At 64.5% G+C, this 13,787-nt stretch carries 19 protein-coding genes and 1 tRNA gene; 1 reads left to right on the forward strand and 19 read right to left on the reverse strand.

Annotated elements, in window-relative coordinates; all coding sequences use genetic code 11:
* Nucleotides 1-165 precede the first annotated feature (165 nt).
* The 7 genes from AK36_RS11895 to AK36_RS11925 form a co-directional block, all read right to left on the reverse strand.
* Nucleotides 166-241: transfer RNA gene (locus tag AK36_RS11895), tRNA-Thr, on the reverse strand.
* Between the two features lie 19 nt (nucleotides 242-260).
* Nucleotides 261-767 (reverse strand): ClpXP protease specificity-enhancing factor, encoded by a 507-nt coding sequence (locus AK36_RS11900; RefSeq protein WP_014722317.1) that lies wholly within the window; start codon nucleotides 765-767, stop codon nucleotides 261-263.
* A gap of 71 nt (nucleotides 768-838) precedes the next feature.
* Nucleotides 839-1,450: a glutathione S-transferase N-terminal domain-containing protein gene (locus tag AK36_RS11905; protein ID WP_006400565.1), complete on the reverse strand. Its 612-nt coding sequence runs from the start codon at nucleotides 1,448-1,450 to the stop codon at nucleotides 839-841.
* A gap of 94 nt (nucleotides 1,451-1,544) precedes the next feature.
* Entirely contained in the window at nucleotides 1,545-2,303 is a 759-nt protein-coding gene (locus AK36_RS11910) for a cytochrome c1 (RefSeq protein WP_011883069.1), read from the reverse strand.
* A 21-nt stretch (nucleotides 2,304-2,324) separates the two neighbouring features.
* Entirely contained in the window at nucleotides 2,325-3,707 is a 1,383-nt protein-coding gene (locus AK36_RS11915; protein WP_011883068.1) for a cytochrome b, read from the reverse strand.
* A complete protein-coding gene (gene petA, locus AK36_RS11920) occupies nucleotides 3,707-4,327 on the reverse strand; it encodes a ubiquinol-cytochrome c reductase iron-sulfur subunit (protein ID WP_011883067.1) in 621 nt (206 codons plus the stop codon). Before petA ends, AK36_RS11915 begins: the two co-directional genes overlap by 1 nt.
* A gap of 219 nt (nucleotides 4,328-4,546) precedes the next feature.
* Nucleotides 4,547-5,293, reverse strand: a complete 747-nt coding sequence (locus AK36_RS11925; RefSeq protein ID WP_011883066.1) for a Nif3-like dinuclear metal center hexameric protein — start codon at nucleotides 5,291-5,293, stop codon at nucleotides 4,547-4,549.
* Nucleotides 5,294-5,314: 21 nt separating this feature from the next.
* On the opposite strand from AK36_RS11925, the gene AK36_RS11930 reads away from it, so the two are divergent.
* Nucleotides 5,315-6,523 carry a Do family serine endopeptidase gene (locus AK36_RS11930; protein WP_011883065.1) on the forward strand — a complete coding sequence of 403 codons (1,209 nt, stop codon included), beginning with the start codon at nucleotides 5,315-5,317 and terminating at the stop codon, nucleotides 6,521-6,523.
* Between the two features lie 145 nt (nucleotides 6,524-6,668).
* Here the strand turns inward: AK36_RS11930 and tatC are convergent, their stop codons facing one another.
* The 12 genes from tatC to hisB all read right to left on the reverse strand — a co-directional run bounded on the left by tatC (nucleotide 6,669) and on the right by hisB (nucleotide 13,731).
* Nucleotides 6,669-7,451 (reverse strand): twin-arginine translocase subunit TatC, encoded by a 783-nt coding sequence (tatC, locus tag AK36_RS11935; RefSeq protein WP_011883064.1) that lies wholly within the window; start codon nucleotides 7,449-7,451, stop codon nucleotides 6,669-6,671.
* A 41-nt stretch (nucleotides 7,452-7,492) separates the two neighbouring features.
* On the reverse strand, nucleotides 7,493-8,026 hold the full coding sequence (gene tatB / locus AK36_RS11940) for a Sec-independent protein translocase protein TatB (RefSeq protein ID WP_045578580.1): 534 nt from the start codon (nucleotides 8,024-8,026) through the stop codon (nucleotides 7,493-7,495).
* A gap of 26 nt (nucleotides 8,027-8,052) precedes the next feature.
* Nucleotides 8,053-8,283: a Sec-independent protein translocase subunit TatA gene (tatA, locus tag AK36_RS11945; protein ID WP_006751795.1), complete on the reverse strand. Its 231-nt coding sequence runs from the start codon at nucleotides 8,281-8,283 to the stop codon at nucleotides 8,053-8,055.
* A gap of 94 nt (nucleotides 8,284-8,377) precedes the next feature.
* Nucleotides 8,378-8,743 carry a histidine triad nucleotide-binding protein gene (locus AK36_RS11950; protein WP_045578581.1) on the reverse strand — a complete coding sequence of 122 codons (366 nt, stop codon included), beginning with the start codon at nucleotides 8,741-8,743 and terminating at the stop codon, nucleotides 8,378-8,380.
* Nucleotides 8,744-8,771: 28 nt separating this feature from the next.
* Nucleotides 8,772-9,164 (reverse strand): DUF4870 family protein, encoded by a 393-nt coding sequence (locus tag AK36_RS11955; protein WP_011883061.1) that lies wholly within the window; start codon nucleotides 9,162-9,164, stop codon nucleotides 8,772-8,774.
* An 81-nt stretch (nucleotides 9,165-9,245) separates the two neighbouring features.
* Nucleotides 9,246-9,611 carry a phosphoribosyl-ATP diphosphatase gene (locus tag AK36_RS11960; protein ID WP_011883060.1) on the reverse strand — a complete coding sequence of 122 codons (366 nt, stop codon included), beginning with the start codon at nucleotides 9,609-9,611 and terminating at the stop codon, nucleotides 9,246-9,248.
* Nucleotides 9,608-10,024: a phosphoribosyl-AMP cyclohydrolase gene (gene hisI / locus AK36_RS11965; protein WP_011883059.1), complete on the reverse strand. Its 417-nt coding sequence runs from the start codon at nucleotides 10,022-10,024 to the stop codon at nucleotides 9,608-9,610. Before hisI ends, AK36_RS11960 begins: the two co-directional genes overlap by 4 nt.
* Nucleotides 10,024-10,797, reverse strand: a complete 774-nt coding sequence (gene hisF, locus AK36_RS11970; protein WP_011883058.1) for an imidazole glycerol phosphate synthase subunit HisF — start codon at nucleotides 10,795-10,797, stop codon at nucleotides 10,024-10,026. The genes hisI and hisF overlap by 1 nt, the downstream gene beginning before the upstream one ends.
* A 106-nt stretch (nucleotides 10,798-10,903) precedes the next feature.
* The gene (gene hisA / locus AK36_RS11975; protein ID WP_011883057.1) at nucleotides 10,904-11,659 is read right to left on the reverse strand and encodes a 1-(5-phosphoribosyl)-5-[(5-phosphoribosylamino)methylideneamino]imidazole-4-carboxamide isomerase; all 756 of its coding nucleotides are present in this window, start codon (nucleotides 11,657-11,659) and stop codon (nucleotides 10,904-10,906) included.
* A gap of 163 nt (nucleotides 11,660-11,822) precedes the next feature.
* The gene (hisH, locus tag AK36_RS11980; RefSeq protein WP_011883056.1) at nucleotides 11,823-12,464 is read right to left on the reverse strand and encodes an imidazole glycerol phosphate synthase subunit HisH; all 642 of its coding nucleotides are present in this window, start codon (nucleotides 12,462-12,464) and stop codon (nucleotides 11,823-11,825) included.
* Entirely contained in the window at nucleotides 12,461-13,081 is a 621-nt protein-coding gene (locus tag AK36_RS11985) for a YchE family NAAT transporter (RefSeq protein WP_011883055.1), read from the reverse strand. Before AK36_RS11985 ends, hisH begins: the two co-directional genes overlap by 4 nt.
* A gap of 62 nt (nucleotides 13,082-13,143) precedes the next feature.
* Complete coding sequence (gene hisB, locus AK36_RS11990) at nucleotides 13,144-13,731, reverse strand: imidazoleglycerol-phosphate dehydratase HisB (RefSeq protein WP_006765368.1); 588 nt, start codon at nucleotides 13,729-13,731, stop codon at nucleotides 13,144-13,146.
* Nucleotides 13,732-13,787 lie beyond the last annotated feature (56 nt).

Genomic DNA, 13,787 nt, shown 5'->3' on the forward strand with positions numbered 1-13,787 from the left:
GGGGTACGGCATACCCCCAAATCCCGGAAGTCATACCCCGAATCTTACCCCCAAATTTTGGGGATGCCCCGGCCTCTCACGGGACGTCCTGAAACAAAAAACCCGCGTCAGCGCTAGGCTGGACGCGGGTTTTGGGACTTCCGGGTACTACTTGAAACTAGTGTTTGGTGCCGGCTGCAGGACTCGAACCCGCCACCTGATGATTACAAATCAACTGCTCTACCAGATGAGCTAAGCCGGCGTAAGCCCGCGATTCTACCTCATTTCACGATCTTGAGGCGAGGTCTGCTACCGCCTTTCGAGCCGTCGCCGTCGGTGTTCGGCGGCTCGTCGGCGCCTTCGGACGGCTCCTCGTTCGCCCCGCTTTCAGCGACCGGCGTCAACGGCGACGCAGCATCGTCGCTCGGCATGCCCTCGTCTTCGGCCACGCCCGAATCCTCGCCCTCACCCGCCACCGCATCGACCTGGAACGCCATCCCCTGCCCGTTTTCCCGCGCATAGATCGCGAGCACGTTGGCCACCGGAATCTCGATCTTGTGCGCCTTCCCGGAAAACCGGGCGGTGAACTCGATCCACTCGTTACCCATCTGCAACTGGCTCGTGGCCTCGAAGCTGATGTTGAGCACGATCTCGCCGTCACGCACGAACTGGCGCGGCACGCGCGTCGACTGGTCGACCCTCACCGCGATATGCGGCGTGTATCCGTTATCGGTGCACCACTCGTAAAGCGCGCGCAACAGATACGGCTTCGTTGAAATCTCTTGCATCACAATCCTCGAACCCGGAGCGGGCACGCGGCACGCCGCGCCGCCCGCTCCGTCATGCACTCATTGCACCATCAGCGACGCATGACCTTTTCGGACGGCGTCAGTGCTTCGATATACGCGGGACGGCTGAAGATCCGCTCGGCATACTTCATCAGCGGCGCAGCGTTCTTCGACAGCTCGATGCCGTAGTGATCCAGACGCCACAGCAGCGGCGCGATCGCGACGTCGAGCATCGAGAACTCCTCGCCGAGCATGTACTTGTTCTTCACGAAGATCGGCGCAAGCTGCGTCAGGCGATCGCGGATCGCAAGACGCGCCTTCTCGTGATTCTTCTCCGCTGCCTTGCCCTTCTCGTTCTCGAGCGTGCTGACGTGAACGAACAGCTCCTTCTCGAAGTTCAGCAGGAACAGGCGCGCACGCGCGCGCTGCACCGGGTCGGCCGGCATCAGCTGCGGATGCGGGAAGCGCTCGTCGATGTATTCGTTGATGATGTTCGATTCGTACAGGATCAGATCGCGCTCGACCAGAATCGGCACCTGACCGTACGGGTTCATCACCGAGATGTCTTCCGGCTTGTTGAACAGGTCGACGTCACGAATTTCGAAGTCCATGCCCTTCTCGAACAGCACCAGCCGGCAACGCTGGGAGAACGGGCAAGTTGTGCCGGAATACAGAACCATCATATTTGCGTTTCCTCAAAAAAGCCGAGGGCCGGCACGCGACGCAACCCCTTTCACGGGTTCCGCCTTGCGCCGGCCCCACGCCGGTCAGGCGTGTTTACTTGATATCTTTCCAATACGCGGCATTGAGCCGCCAGGCCAGGAAAGTCAGGACGCCGAGAAAGATCAGCACCCACACGCCGAGGCGTTTGCGGGTCTGCTGAGCCGGCTCGGACATCCACGTCATATACGCCACCAGGTCGGCCACCGCAGCATCATAATCCGGCGACGACAGTGTCCCCGGTGTGACTTGCTGGAAGCCGACGAGCGTATGGACCTTCTCGCCCGTCTCCTCGTTCGTCTTGTCTTCGAATTTGGCAGTGCGCTGCCCCTGCAGCTGCCACAACACATGGGGCATGCCGACGTTCTCGAACACCGCGTTGTTCCAGCCGGTCGGCCGCGTATCGTCGCGGTAGAAACTGCGCAGATACGTATACAGCCAGTCGCGGCCGCGCGCCCGCTCCTCGACAGACAGGTCGGGCGGCATGGTGCCGAGCCAGTTCTTCGCGTCTTCGGGCCGCATCGCGACGGACATCGTGTTCCCGACCTTGTCGGTCGTGAACAGGAGATTCTTTTCGATCTCCTTCTGGGATATGCCCAGATCCGTCAGACGGTTGTAGCGCATCAGGTTCGCGCTGTGGCAGTTCAGGCAATAGTTTACAAACAATTGCGCGCCGTGCTGAAGCGAAACGAGATTTTCCGTGTTATCGGGCGCCCGGTCGAGCGGAAAATTACCTTCCGCGCGCACGGCCGGCGCCGCAAGCAGCGCCACGGCCGTCGCACCGATCAGCGCGAGCGTCGAAAGCAGTTTCTTCATGTCGTTCTCTCCTCGCTCACGTTAATGGGGCTTGAAGCGCACCCGTTCCGGCGGCTGCTTGAACGTGCCAAGCGGCGTCCAGACCGGCATGCCGAGGAAGAACGCGAAGTAGATCAGCGCACAGCCCTGCGCAATCAGCGTTGCAGCCGGCGACGGCGGCCGCGTGCCGAGGAACGCCAGCGTCAGGAACGCCGCGACGAAGATCCCGAGGAACACCTTGTGGAACAGCGGCCGGTAGCGGATCGACTTCACCGGGCTGCGGTCGAGCCACGGCAGGAAGAACAGCGTGATCACCGCCGAACCCATCACGACGACGCCCCAGAACTTCGATTCGGTCAGGAACATGAACACGACGATCGCCGCGGCCAGCACCGGCAGGCCGAGCTTCCACTTGCCGCGCGCGCGCACCAGCGCGAGCACGCCGAGCAGCGCGATCACGATCATCAGCACGATCTTGAACGGGTCGGTGGTCGCGCGCAGCATCGCGTAGAACGCGGTGAAGTACCAGACCGGCGCGATCTCCGGCGGCGTCTGCAGCGGGTTCGCGGGGACGAAGTTGTTCGACTCCAGGAAGTAGCCGCCCATCTCCGGCGCGAAGAACACGATCAGCGCGAACACCATCAGGAACACGCAGACGCCGAAGAAATCGTGCACCGAGTAATACGGATGGAACGGGATGCCGTCGAGCGGAATGCCGTTTTCGTCCTTCTTCGCCTTGATCTCGATGCCGTCCGGGTTGTTGGACCCGACCTCGTGCAGCGCGACGAGGTGCGCGACGACGAGGCCCACCAGCACGAGCGGAATCGCAATCACGTGGAATGCGAAGAAGCGGTTCAGCGTGACGTCGGACACCACATAATCGCCGCGGATCCACAGCGACAGGTCCGGGCCGACGAACGGGATCGCCGAGAACAGGTTCACGATCACCTGCGCGCCCCAGAACGACATCTGGCCCCACGGCAGCAGATAGCCGAAGAACGCCTCGGCCATCAGGCACAGGAAGATCGCGCAGCCGAAGATCCACACGAGCTCGCGCGGCTTGCGATACGACCCGTACATCAGCCCGCGGAACATGTGCAGGTACACGACGACGAAGAACATCGACGCGCCGGTCGAGTGCATGTAGCGGATCAGCCAGCCCCACGGCACTTCGCGCATGATGTACTCGACCGACGCGAACGCCAGCATCGAGTCGGGCTTGTAGTTCATCGTCAGGAAGATGCCCGTGACGATCTGGTTGACGAGCACCAGCAGCGCGAGCGAGCCGAAGAAGTACCAGAAGTTGAAGTTCTTCGGCGCGTAGTACTCGGAAACGTGCTTCTTCCAGGTGGACGTGAGCGGGAAGCGCTGGTCGATCCAGCCGGTGACACCTGTCGTGGACACTTCGTTGTTGTCGGCAGCCATCACGCTTCTCCTTTCTCGTCCTTGCCGATCACGAGGGTCGTCGCCGACGTGAACATATAGGGCGGGATGTCGAGATTCTGAGGCGCCGGCTTGTTCTTGAACACGCGGCCGGCGAGGTCGTAGGTCGAACCGTGACACGGGCAGAGGAAGCCGCCCGGCCAGTCGTCCGGCAGGTTCGGCTGCGGACCGGGCGTGAAGCGTTGGCTTGGCGTGCAGCCGAGGTGCGTACACACGGCCATCACGACGAGAATGTTCTTGCGATCGGCCCGCGCGCGATACTCGTTCGCACAATACGCGGGCAGCGGCATCGAATAGGGGGATTTCGAGGTCGGGTCGGCCACTTCCTTGTCGGCCTTGACGACGTCGGCCAGCATGTCGTCGGTGCGGTTCAGGATCCACACCGGCTTGCCGCGCCACGGCACGGTGACCATCTCGCCGGGCTTCAGGTTGCTGATGTCGACCTCGACCGGCGCGCCGGCCGCTTTCGCTTTCGCGGACGGCGCAAGCGACGCCGCGAAAGGTATGACGGTGGCTACGCCTCCCACGCCACCTGCTACGGATGTCGCAATCAGCCAGGTACGGCGGCCGCTGTCGACGCGTTTGTCTTCCTTGTCTCGCATCACACGCCCCACTTCTGAGTTGGATTTTCCGTCACGACTTTGCATTCCGCCGCTAGTGTGCGCGAATGGAGTCGCCATTTACAAGGCCCGGAGACGAAAATCCCTTCGAAGTAATTGATAGTTAAGGGTTTTCCCCCACTATCGGAGCAATTAAATCATTTCACTTTTAAGCGCCTGCTTCATTGTGAAAATTCGATGCACCGCCGCAAAATCCGCGATTCAAACCGGATTATGAATATCGATAAAAAGGTGCTCGATATCGAATTCCTCCGACAAGTGGCGGCCCAGCGCCTGGACGCCGTAGCGCTCGGTCGCATGGTGCCCCGCCGCAACGAACGCGACGCCGCTCTCGGCGGCCGCGTGCGTGGTCGATTCCGACACCTCGCCGGTCAGGAACACGTCGGCGCCCGCGTCGATCGCCGCGTCGAAATAGCTCTGCGCGCCGCCGGTGCACCACGCGACACGGCGCACCTGCATGTCGGAATCGCCGAGCACGAGCGGCGTGCGTCCGAGCGTGTTCTCGACCTTCGCGACGAAGTGCTCGAGCGTGACGGGCATCGGCAGCGTGGCCATCCAGCCGAGCTCGCCGTCGCCGAAACGCTGGTCGCCGATCAGCCCGAGCTTCTCGCCGAGCTGCGCGTTGTTGCCGAACAGCGGGTGCGCGTCGAGCGGCAGGTGGAACGCGAACAGGTTCAGGTCGTTCGCGAGCAGCAGCTTCAGCCGCCGGTACTTGCGGCCGGTGATCTGCGGCGCCTCGTTGCGCCAGAAGTAGCCGTGATGGACCAGCACGGCGTCGGCGCCCCATTCGAGCGCGGCTTCGAGCAAGGCGACCGAGGCCGTCACGCCGGTGGCGATCTTCTCGATCTTGCGCCGCCCCTCGACCTGGAGGCCGTTCGGGCAATAGTCCTTGAAGCGCGCGGTTTCAAGGGTATTGTTCAAGTACAATTCAAGTTCGATCCGATCCATATAAACCTCTAATCTATTCAGATGCTTAGACGCTTCTGGCTGTTCTTCGCGCAGGCGGTGACCGTACTGCTCGCGCTGATGTTCATCGTCGTGACGCTCAAGCCGCAATGGCTGCAACGGCAAGGACAGCTCGGCAAGCAGCTCGCCACGCCGATCGTCGCGCTGCGGGAAGTTGCGCCGGGCATCGGCGGCGGGCCGGCGACCACGTCGTACGCGGAAGCCGCGCAAAAGGCGATGCCCGCCGTCGTCAACGTGTTCTCCAGCAAGGACGGCTCGTTGCCGCCCGATCCGCGCGCGAAGGATCCGCTGTTCCGCTATTTCTTCGGCGATCGCAACAACGCCCGCAAGCAGCAGGACGAACCGGCCGCCAACCTCGGCTCCGGCGTTATCGTGAGCCCGGAAGGTTACATTCTAACGAACCAGCACGTCGTCGATGGTGCCGACCAGATCGAAGTCGCGCTCGCCGACGGCCGCACGGCCACCGCGAAGGTGATCGGCAGCGATCCGGAAACCGATCTCGCCGTGCTGAAGATCAACATGACGGACCTGCCGACCATCACGCTCGGCCGTTCGGACCGCTCGCGCGTCGGCGACGTCGTGCTGGCGATCGGCAACCCGTTCGGCGTCGGCCAGACGGTCACGATGGGCATCATCAGCGCGCTCGGCCGCAATCACCTCGGCATCAACACGTTCGAAAACTTCATCCAGACCGACGCGCCGATCAACCCCGGCAACTCGGGCGGCGCGCTCGTCGACGTGAACGGCAACCTGCTCGGCATCAACACCGCGATCTACTCGCGCTCGGGCGGCTCGCTCGGCATCGGCTTCGCGATCCCCGTGTCGACGGCCCGCACGGTGCTCGAAAGCATCATCACGACCGGCTCGGTCACGCGGGGCTGGATCGGCGTCGAGCCGCAGGACGTCACGCCGGAGATCGCCGAATCGTTCGGGCTCCAGCAGAAGTCGGGCGCGATCGTCGCGGGCGTGCTGCAGGGCGGCCCGGCCGACAAGGCCGGCATCAAGCCGGGCGACATCCTCGTCAGCGTGAACGGCGACGACATCACCGACACGACCAAGCTGCTGAATACCGTCGCGCAGATCAAGCCCGGCACGGCGACCAAGGTGCACGTGGTGCGCAAGGGCAAGGAGTTCGACGTGAACGTCGTGATCGGCAAGCGCCCGCCGCCGCCGAAGCAGACCGTCGACGAGCAGGACAGCGACAGCGAATGAACGCGCGCTGGCCGGTCGCAGCCGGCGGCCCGCAGCAGCGGTAAACGACGAAGGGCAGCCATTGGCTGCCCTTTTTGCTTTGTATCGACGTGGATTCGTCGTCCTGAAACCGCATTCGGCGGGCGCCCGGCGCCCGCGCCGCGGCTCAGGTAGCCGTACCGTTTTCCGCTTCCGGTTCCTCGCCGGGCTTCGGCACGAAGAATCGCGCGGCCAGCAGCCCGATCTCGAACAGCACGACGAGCGGCAGCGCGAGCATCAGCTGCGAGAACACGTCCGGCGGCGTGACGACCGCCGAGACGACGAAGGCGCCGACGATCACGTACGGCCGCATTTCCTTCAGCTTCTGCAGCGACAGCACGCCCATCCGCACGAGCAGCACGACGACGATCGGCACCTCGAACGTGACGCCGAACGCGATGAACATCCCGAGCACGAAGCTCAGATAGTTGTCGATATCGGTCGACATCTCGGCGCCGAGCGGCGCGTTGTAGTGCGCCATCACGCGGAAGATGGTCGGGAACACGAGGAAGTACGCGAACGCCATCCCGCACAGGAACAGCACGTAGCTGCTGCCGACGAGCGGCACGACGAGCTTCTTCTCGTGCTGGTACAGGCCCGGCGCGACGAACGCCCAGATCTGGTACAGCACGATCGGCAGCGCGATCACGAGCGCGACGAGCATCGTGACCTTCATCGGCACGAAGAACGAGCCGGTGACGTCGGTGACGATCATCCTGCCGCCCTTCGGCAAGTTCTCCATCAGCGGCCGCGCGAGCAGCCGGAAGATGTCGGGCGCCCAGTACACGAGCCCGAGGAACACGACGATCACGGCCAGCCCCGCGCGAATGATGCGATCGCGAAGCTCGACGAGATGGGAAATGAAGGTTTCTTCCGGGGCGTCGCCCGGATTCTGCTGCGGGTCGCTCACGCCGGCCCTCGGTAGGATTGACGAGCGAGCATGCGCTCGGCTCAGAAGAAACGCGTCGGCCGGCGCAGGCTGGCCGGCTGATGGCGCGCGACTCGCGCGGCGCCCGACTGCACGTGCGTGCGGCGGGCCGTCGCGCGCTTGTACCAGACCGGCGTGCTCGCCTGCTTCACACGCCAGTTGCGGCGCTTGCGCGCCAGCGCGATCGTGCTGGCGCGCCACGACGACGGCGCGGCGGGCGAATCGGTGCCCGACGTGCCGGCATCGACCGAGCCTTCATGAAGGCCGCCGACCGCGGAATTCCACGTGTCGTTCAGCTCCTTCTCGTGCTCGCGCAGGTTGTCGTGAATGGTCGTCTCGACATTGCGCGCGGCCGTCTCGAAATCGGTCTTCATCGTCCGCAGCGCGTCGAGTTCGATTTCGCGCGAGACCTCGGCCTTCACGTCGTTGATGTACCGCTGCGCGCGGCCGAACAGCGCGCCCGCCGTGCGTGCGACGCGCGGCAGGCGCTCGGGGCCGAGCACCACGAGTGCGACGACGCCGATCAGCGCCATCTTCGAAAGACCGAGATCCAGCATCGCGAATGCCTGTCAGCGTGCCGGCGTTACGCCTTGTTCGAGTCGGAACGCGTCGTTTCCTTCGCGTTGACGTCGACCGTGCCCGTGCGCGGCAGTTGCTGCGCGTCGGCCGGCGTTTCGCCTTCCTTCATGCCGTCCTTGAAACCCTTCACGGCACTACCGAGGTCGTTGCCGATATTGCGCAGCTTCTTGGTACCGAAAACCAGCGCGACGATCAGCAGCACGATCAGCCAGTGCCAAATGCTCAATCCACCCATGATCAAACCTCTCCTCAACCACGCCGCGTCGCGGCACAAATCGCCGGCGGCGCGCCGGCTTCGACTATCGATGCGGGGAAAACGCCCCGCGACGTCAACCCATCCGCTGCCACGGGCGCGGGCCGGCCAGAATGTGCGCGTGCAGGTGGTAGACCTCCTGCCCGCCGCCCGGGCCCGTATTGATCACCGTGCGAAACCCCGTCTCGCCGCCCGTGTACGCGACGCCCAGCTGATCGGCCAGACGCGCGACCAGCAGCATCAGCCGGCCGAGCATCGGCGCATCGGCTTCGTTCGCCGCCGACAGCGTCGGCAGGTGCCGGCGCGGAATCACCAGCACGTGTGTGTCGGCTGCCGGGCGGATGTCGCGGAACGCGACGAATTCGTCGTCCTCGTGCACTTTCGTGCTCGGGATCTCGCCCGCCGCGATCTTGCAGAACAGGCAATTCGGATCGTGACTCATGTTGCTCCTGCGAAACGCCCGCGCACCGTCAGAGCCAGGCCTGCGGATCGAGCGTCTTGTTGTCGTTCAGGTACAGCCAACCTTTGATGATACGGTACAGCGTCCAGATCCACGTGACAAACATGACGGCAAACCCCACCACGACAAACATCAGCGCGAAGCCGATCACGTACGCGATGAGCGCGCGCCAGAACGTGCGGATCTGCCACTCGAAGTGATCGGCGTACGGCGTGCCGGCCACGTCGTCGCGCTTCACGTAGTTGATGATGATCGCGATGATGCCGGTCACGCCGCCGGTCAGCCAATGAAACGCATAGAGGCCGTACAGCACGTGCGTCAACGTGCGCAGGCCGTTCAGGCGCTCGGCTTGCGCTGCGTCCGGCACCGACGGTGTCGGAAACTGGCTCGGCGTATCGGTCATGATGCTACCCCCGTCAGATGACAATTCTTACAGCTTACCGCACGGCTGCATGCGCGGCACGCCGCGAATCGTCAGCCGCCGTCAGCCGCCGTTCGCCTCGCGCTCGCGGCGCTTGCGCAGCGCCTTTTCCTCGATGCCCGACAGGCCTTCGCGACGCTCCAGCTCGGCGATCACGTCGGCCGGGCTCAGGTCGAAATGCGACAGCATCACGAGGCAGTGGAACCACAGATCGGCCACTTCGCCGACCAGCGCCGTCGGCGCGCCGCCCTGGCGCACGTCCTTCGCGGCCAGCACGACTTCGGTCGCCTCTTCGCCGATCTTCTTCAGCACCGCGTCGTCGCCCTTGTGGAACAGGCGCGATACATAAGATTGCTCGGGGTCGCCGCCCTTGCGGCTATCGATCACGGCCGCGAGGCGCAGCAGCGTGTCTTCGGTCGATTGCGTCATTTGTAGATGTGTTCGGGGTCTTTCAGCACCGGCTCGACCGCGACCCAGTCGCCGTTCTCGACGGTGCCTTCGAATTTCTGGAAGAAGCATGAATGCCGGCCGGTGTGGCAGGCGATGCCCGACACCTGCTCGACCTTCAGCAGCACGACGTCCTCGTCGCAGTCGAGCCGCACCTCGTGCACGTGCTGCACGTGGCCCGACTCCTCGCCCTTGAACCACAGGCGCTTGCGCGAGCGCGAATAGTAGACGGCCCGCTGCGTCTCGATCGTCTTCGCCAGCGCTTCGCGGTTCATCCACGCGAACATCAGCACGTCGTTGGTCGCCGCTTCCTGCGCGATCACCGGCACGAGGCCGTTGTCGTCCCAGCGGACCTTGTCCAGCCATGCAGGCAGGGATTGCGTGTCGGTCGTCATCACAGCCTCACCGCGATGCCCTGGTCGGCCATGAAGTGCTTCGCCTCGCCGACCGTGTGCTCGCCATAGTGGAAGATGCTCGCCGCCAGCACCGCGTCGGCGTGGCCTTGCTTGATGCCGTCCGCGAGATCCTGCAGGCAGCCGACGCCGCCCGACGCGATCACCGGCACCGGCACCGCGTCCGACACCGCGCGCGTGAGCGCGAGGTCGAAGCCCGACTTCGTGCCGTCGCGGTCCATGCTCGTGAGCAGGATCTCGCCCGCGCCGAGCTCCGCCATCTTGCGCGCCCATTCGATCGCGTCGAGGCCGGTGGCCTTGCGGCCGCCGTGCGTGAAGACTTCCCAGCGCGGCGCTTCGTTAGGCGCGGACACGCGCTTCGCGTCGATCGCGACGACGATGCACTGCGAGCCGTACTTGTCGGCCGCGTCGCGCACGAGCTGCGGATTGGCGACGGCCGACGAATTCATGCTGACCTTGTCCGCACCCGCGTTCAGCAGGCGCCGCACGTCCTCGACGGCGCGCACGCCGCCGCCGACGGTCAGCGGAATGAACACCTGCGACGCGACCGCTTCGATGATCGGCAGGATCAGGTCGCGCTGGTCGGAGGTCGCGGTGATGTCGAGGAACGTCAGTTCGTCGGCGCCCTGCTCGTCGTAGCGGCGCGCGATTTCGACGGGATCGCCGGCATCGCGCAGCTCGACGAAGTTGACGCCCTTGACGACACGCCCGGCAGTCACGTCCAGGCAGGGGATGATGCGTTTAGCTAGAGCCATGATGTTGCGCCATTGGCCGCGGTGGGACGGCCGGTTGCGAGCGTCTCGCGCGAGACGCCCGATCGGGGCCGCCCGGTGGCGGCCCCGGCGAACGGGACGGGCGCGCTTACGCGTCGTCGAGTTCGCCGTTCAGTTCGTCCGCGCGTTTCTGCGCGGCCGCGAAATCGAGATCGCCGGAGTAGATCGCACGGCCGCAGATCACGCCTTCGACGCCGTGCTCTTCCACTTCGCAGAGATTCTCGATGTCGGTCAGGTTCGACAGGCCGCCGCTCGCGATCACCGGAATGCCGACCGCCTGCGCGAGCTTCACGGTCGCGTCGATGTTGATGCCCTGAAGCATCCCGTCGCGGCCGATATCGGTGTAGACGATCGATTCGACGCCGTAATCCTCGAACTTGCGCGCGAGATCGATCACTTCGTGGCCCGTCAGCTTGCTCCAGCCGTCGGTCGCGACCTTGCCGTCCTTCGCGTCCAGCCCGACGATGATGCTGCCCGAGAACGCGGTGCACGCGTCCTGCAGGAAGCCCGGATTCTTCACGGCGGCGGTGCCGATGATCACGTACGACAGGCCGGCGTCGAGATACTTCTCGATCGTCTCCAGGCTGCGGATGCCGCCGCCCAGCTGCACGGGGATTTCGTCGCCGACCTCTTCGAGGATCGCTTCGATCGCCTCGAGATTCTTCGGCTTGCCGGCGAATGCGCCGTTCAGGTCGACCAGGTGAAGCCGCCGGGCGCCGAGATCGACCCACTTGCGGGCCATCGCCGCCGGGTCCTCGGAGAAAATCGTGGCCTGGTCCATATCGCCCTGTTTGAGGCGCACACACTGACCGTCTTTGAGATCGATGGCCGGAATCAGCAGCATAGCAATCGGGTGTCGTCGTGGAAGATGAAAAGAATCGGGCGCGTACCGGCCAAACCGGTGCCGCGCCGTCTCGCTAGTTTAGTACAACTCTTTCGGTGCAGACGCGTGCGAGCCCCGCGCGACGGGCGTTTGCCGCCCGCCCACTGTGGCTCGGACGCGACGTTCACGGCTGCCAGTGCACGAAGTTGCGATACAGACGCAAGCCGACCTCCGCGCTTTTCTCCGGATGGAATTGGGTCGCGAAGATGTTGTCGCGCGCGACCGCGGACGTAAACGGCGCGCCGTAAGCCGTCTCGCCCACCGTGTGCTGCGGGTTCTCCGGGCTCACGTAGTAGCTGTGCACGAAGTAGAAATACGCGTCGTCGGGCACGCCTTCCCACAGCGGGTGCGAGCGCGACTGATGCACGCGGTTCCAGCCCATCTGCGGCACCTTGAAGCGCGAGCCGTCGTCCTGCAGCCGGCCTTCGAGCTCGAAGCGCAGAACCTTGCCCGGCAACAGGCCGAGGCCCTTCGTGTCGCCTTCCGCGCTCCAGTCGAACAGCATCTGTTCGCCCACGCACACGCCGAGCAGCGGCTTCGTGCGCGACGCCTCGAGCACCGCCTCCTGCAGCCCCGATTCGCCGAGGCAGCGCATGCAGTCGGGCATCGCGCCCTGGCCGGGCAGCACGACGCGGTCGGCCGCGCGAATCGCGGCCGGCGTGTCGACGATCGCCACGTCGGCGGCCGGTTCGGCCTTCTTGAGCGCCTGCGCCACCGAGCGCAGGTTGCCCATCCCATAATCCACAATCGCAATCGAAGTTTTCATCTCAGTGCAGGCAGTAGCGCCCTCAGTCCATTGACGATGAATTCCACCGCCAGCGCCGACAGCATCAGACCCATCAGCCGCGTGGCGATGTTGATGCCGGTGCGGCCGATCCAGTTCGCGATCGGCTCGGCAAGCCGCATCGCGAGGAAACACAGCAGAGCGAGGACCGCGCCGATCGCGACGAGCCCCGCCCGTTCATACCAGTGATGCGAGTTCGCCGCATAGATGATCGCCGTGCTGATCGAGCCGGGGCCCGTCAGCAGCGGAATCGCCAGCGGCACGACCGCGATGTTGTCCTTCAGCTCGGCCTCGTCGCGTTCCTCGGGCGTCGATCGCGTATTGCCGATCTGCGCGTTCAGCATGTTGATCGCCATCAGCAGCATGATGATCCCGCCCCCCACTTCGAGCGAGCCGACCGAAATGCCGAAGAAATCGATGATCTGCTGGCCGAGCAGCGTCGTGATCGTCATCACGCAGAACACCGACACCGACGCGATCCGGATCGTGCGGCGCCGCTCGTGCTCCGTCTGCTGCGCGGTCAGGCTCAGGAAGAACGGCACCGCGCCGACCGGATTGATCAGCGCAAGCAGCGAAATGAACGATTTGAGCAGATCCATCGCGAGCCGGCGCGGCGCGCCGAAGCCGTCAGGTTGTCGTTGGCGTCCTGTCCGTCCGGAAGTTAGAGGCTGCCCTTCGTCGACGGAATCTGCCCCGCCGCGCGCTCGTCGAGCTCGACCGCCGCACGCAGCGCGCGACCGAAGGCCTTGAACACCGTTTCGAGCTGATGGTGCGCGTTGATCCCGCGCAGGTTGTCGATGTGCAGCGTGACGCCCGCGTGGTTCACGAACCCGCGGAAGAATTCGATCGACAGGTCGACGTCGAAGGTGCCGATGCGCGCGCGCGTGAACGGCACGTGGAATTCGAGGCCCGGCCGGCCCGAAAAGTCGATCACGACGCGCGACAGCGCCTCGTCGAGCGGCACGTACGAATGGCCGTAGCGCCGGATGCCCTTCTTGTCGCCCACGGCCTTCGCGACCGCCTGGCCGAGCGTGATGCCGACGTCCTCGACCGTATGGTGGTCGTCGATATGCGTGTCGCCATGCGCTTCGACCTCGAGATCGATCAGACCATGGCGCGCGATCTGGTCGAGCATATGGTCGAGAAACGGCACGCCGGTGGCCAGCTTCTGCCGGCCCGTACCGTCGAGGTCGAGCTTCACACGGATCTGCGTTTCGCTGGTATTGCGAACGACTTCCGCCACACGCATGGCAATTCCTTGAATGAGTCTGATGTAAATGGGGGTTGATCGTTGCGCGCCGCGCG

The sequence above is a fragment of the Burkholderia vietnamiensis LMG 10929 genome (assembly GCF_000959445.1).
In the GTDB taxonomy this organism is placed as follows: Bacteria; Pseudomonadota; Gammaproteobacteria; order Burkholderiales; family Burkholderiaceae; genus Burkholderia; species Burkholderia vietnamiensis.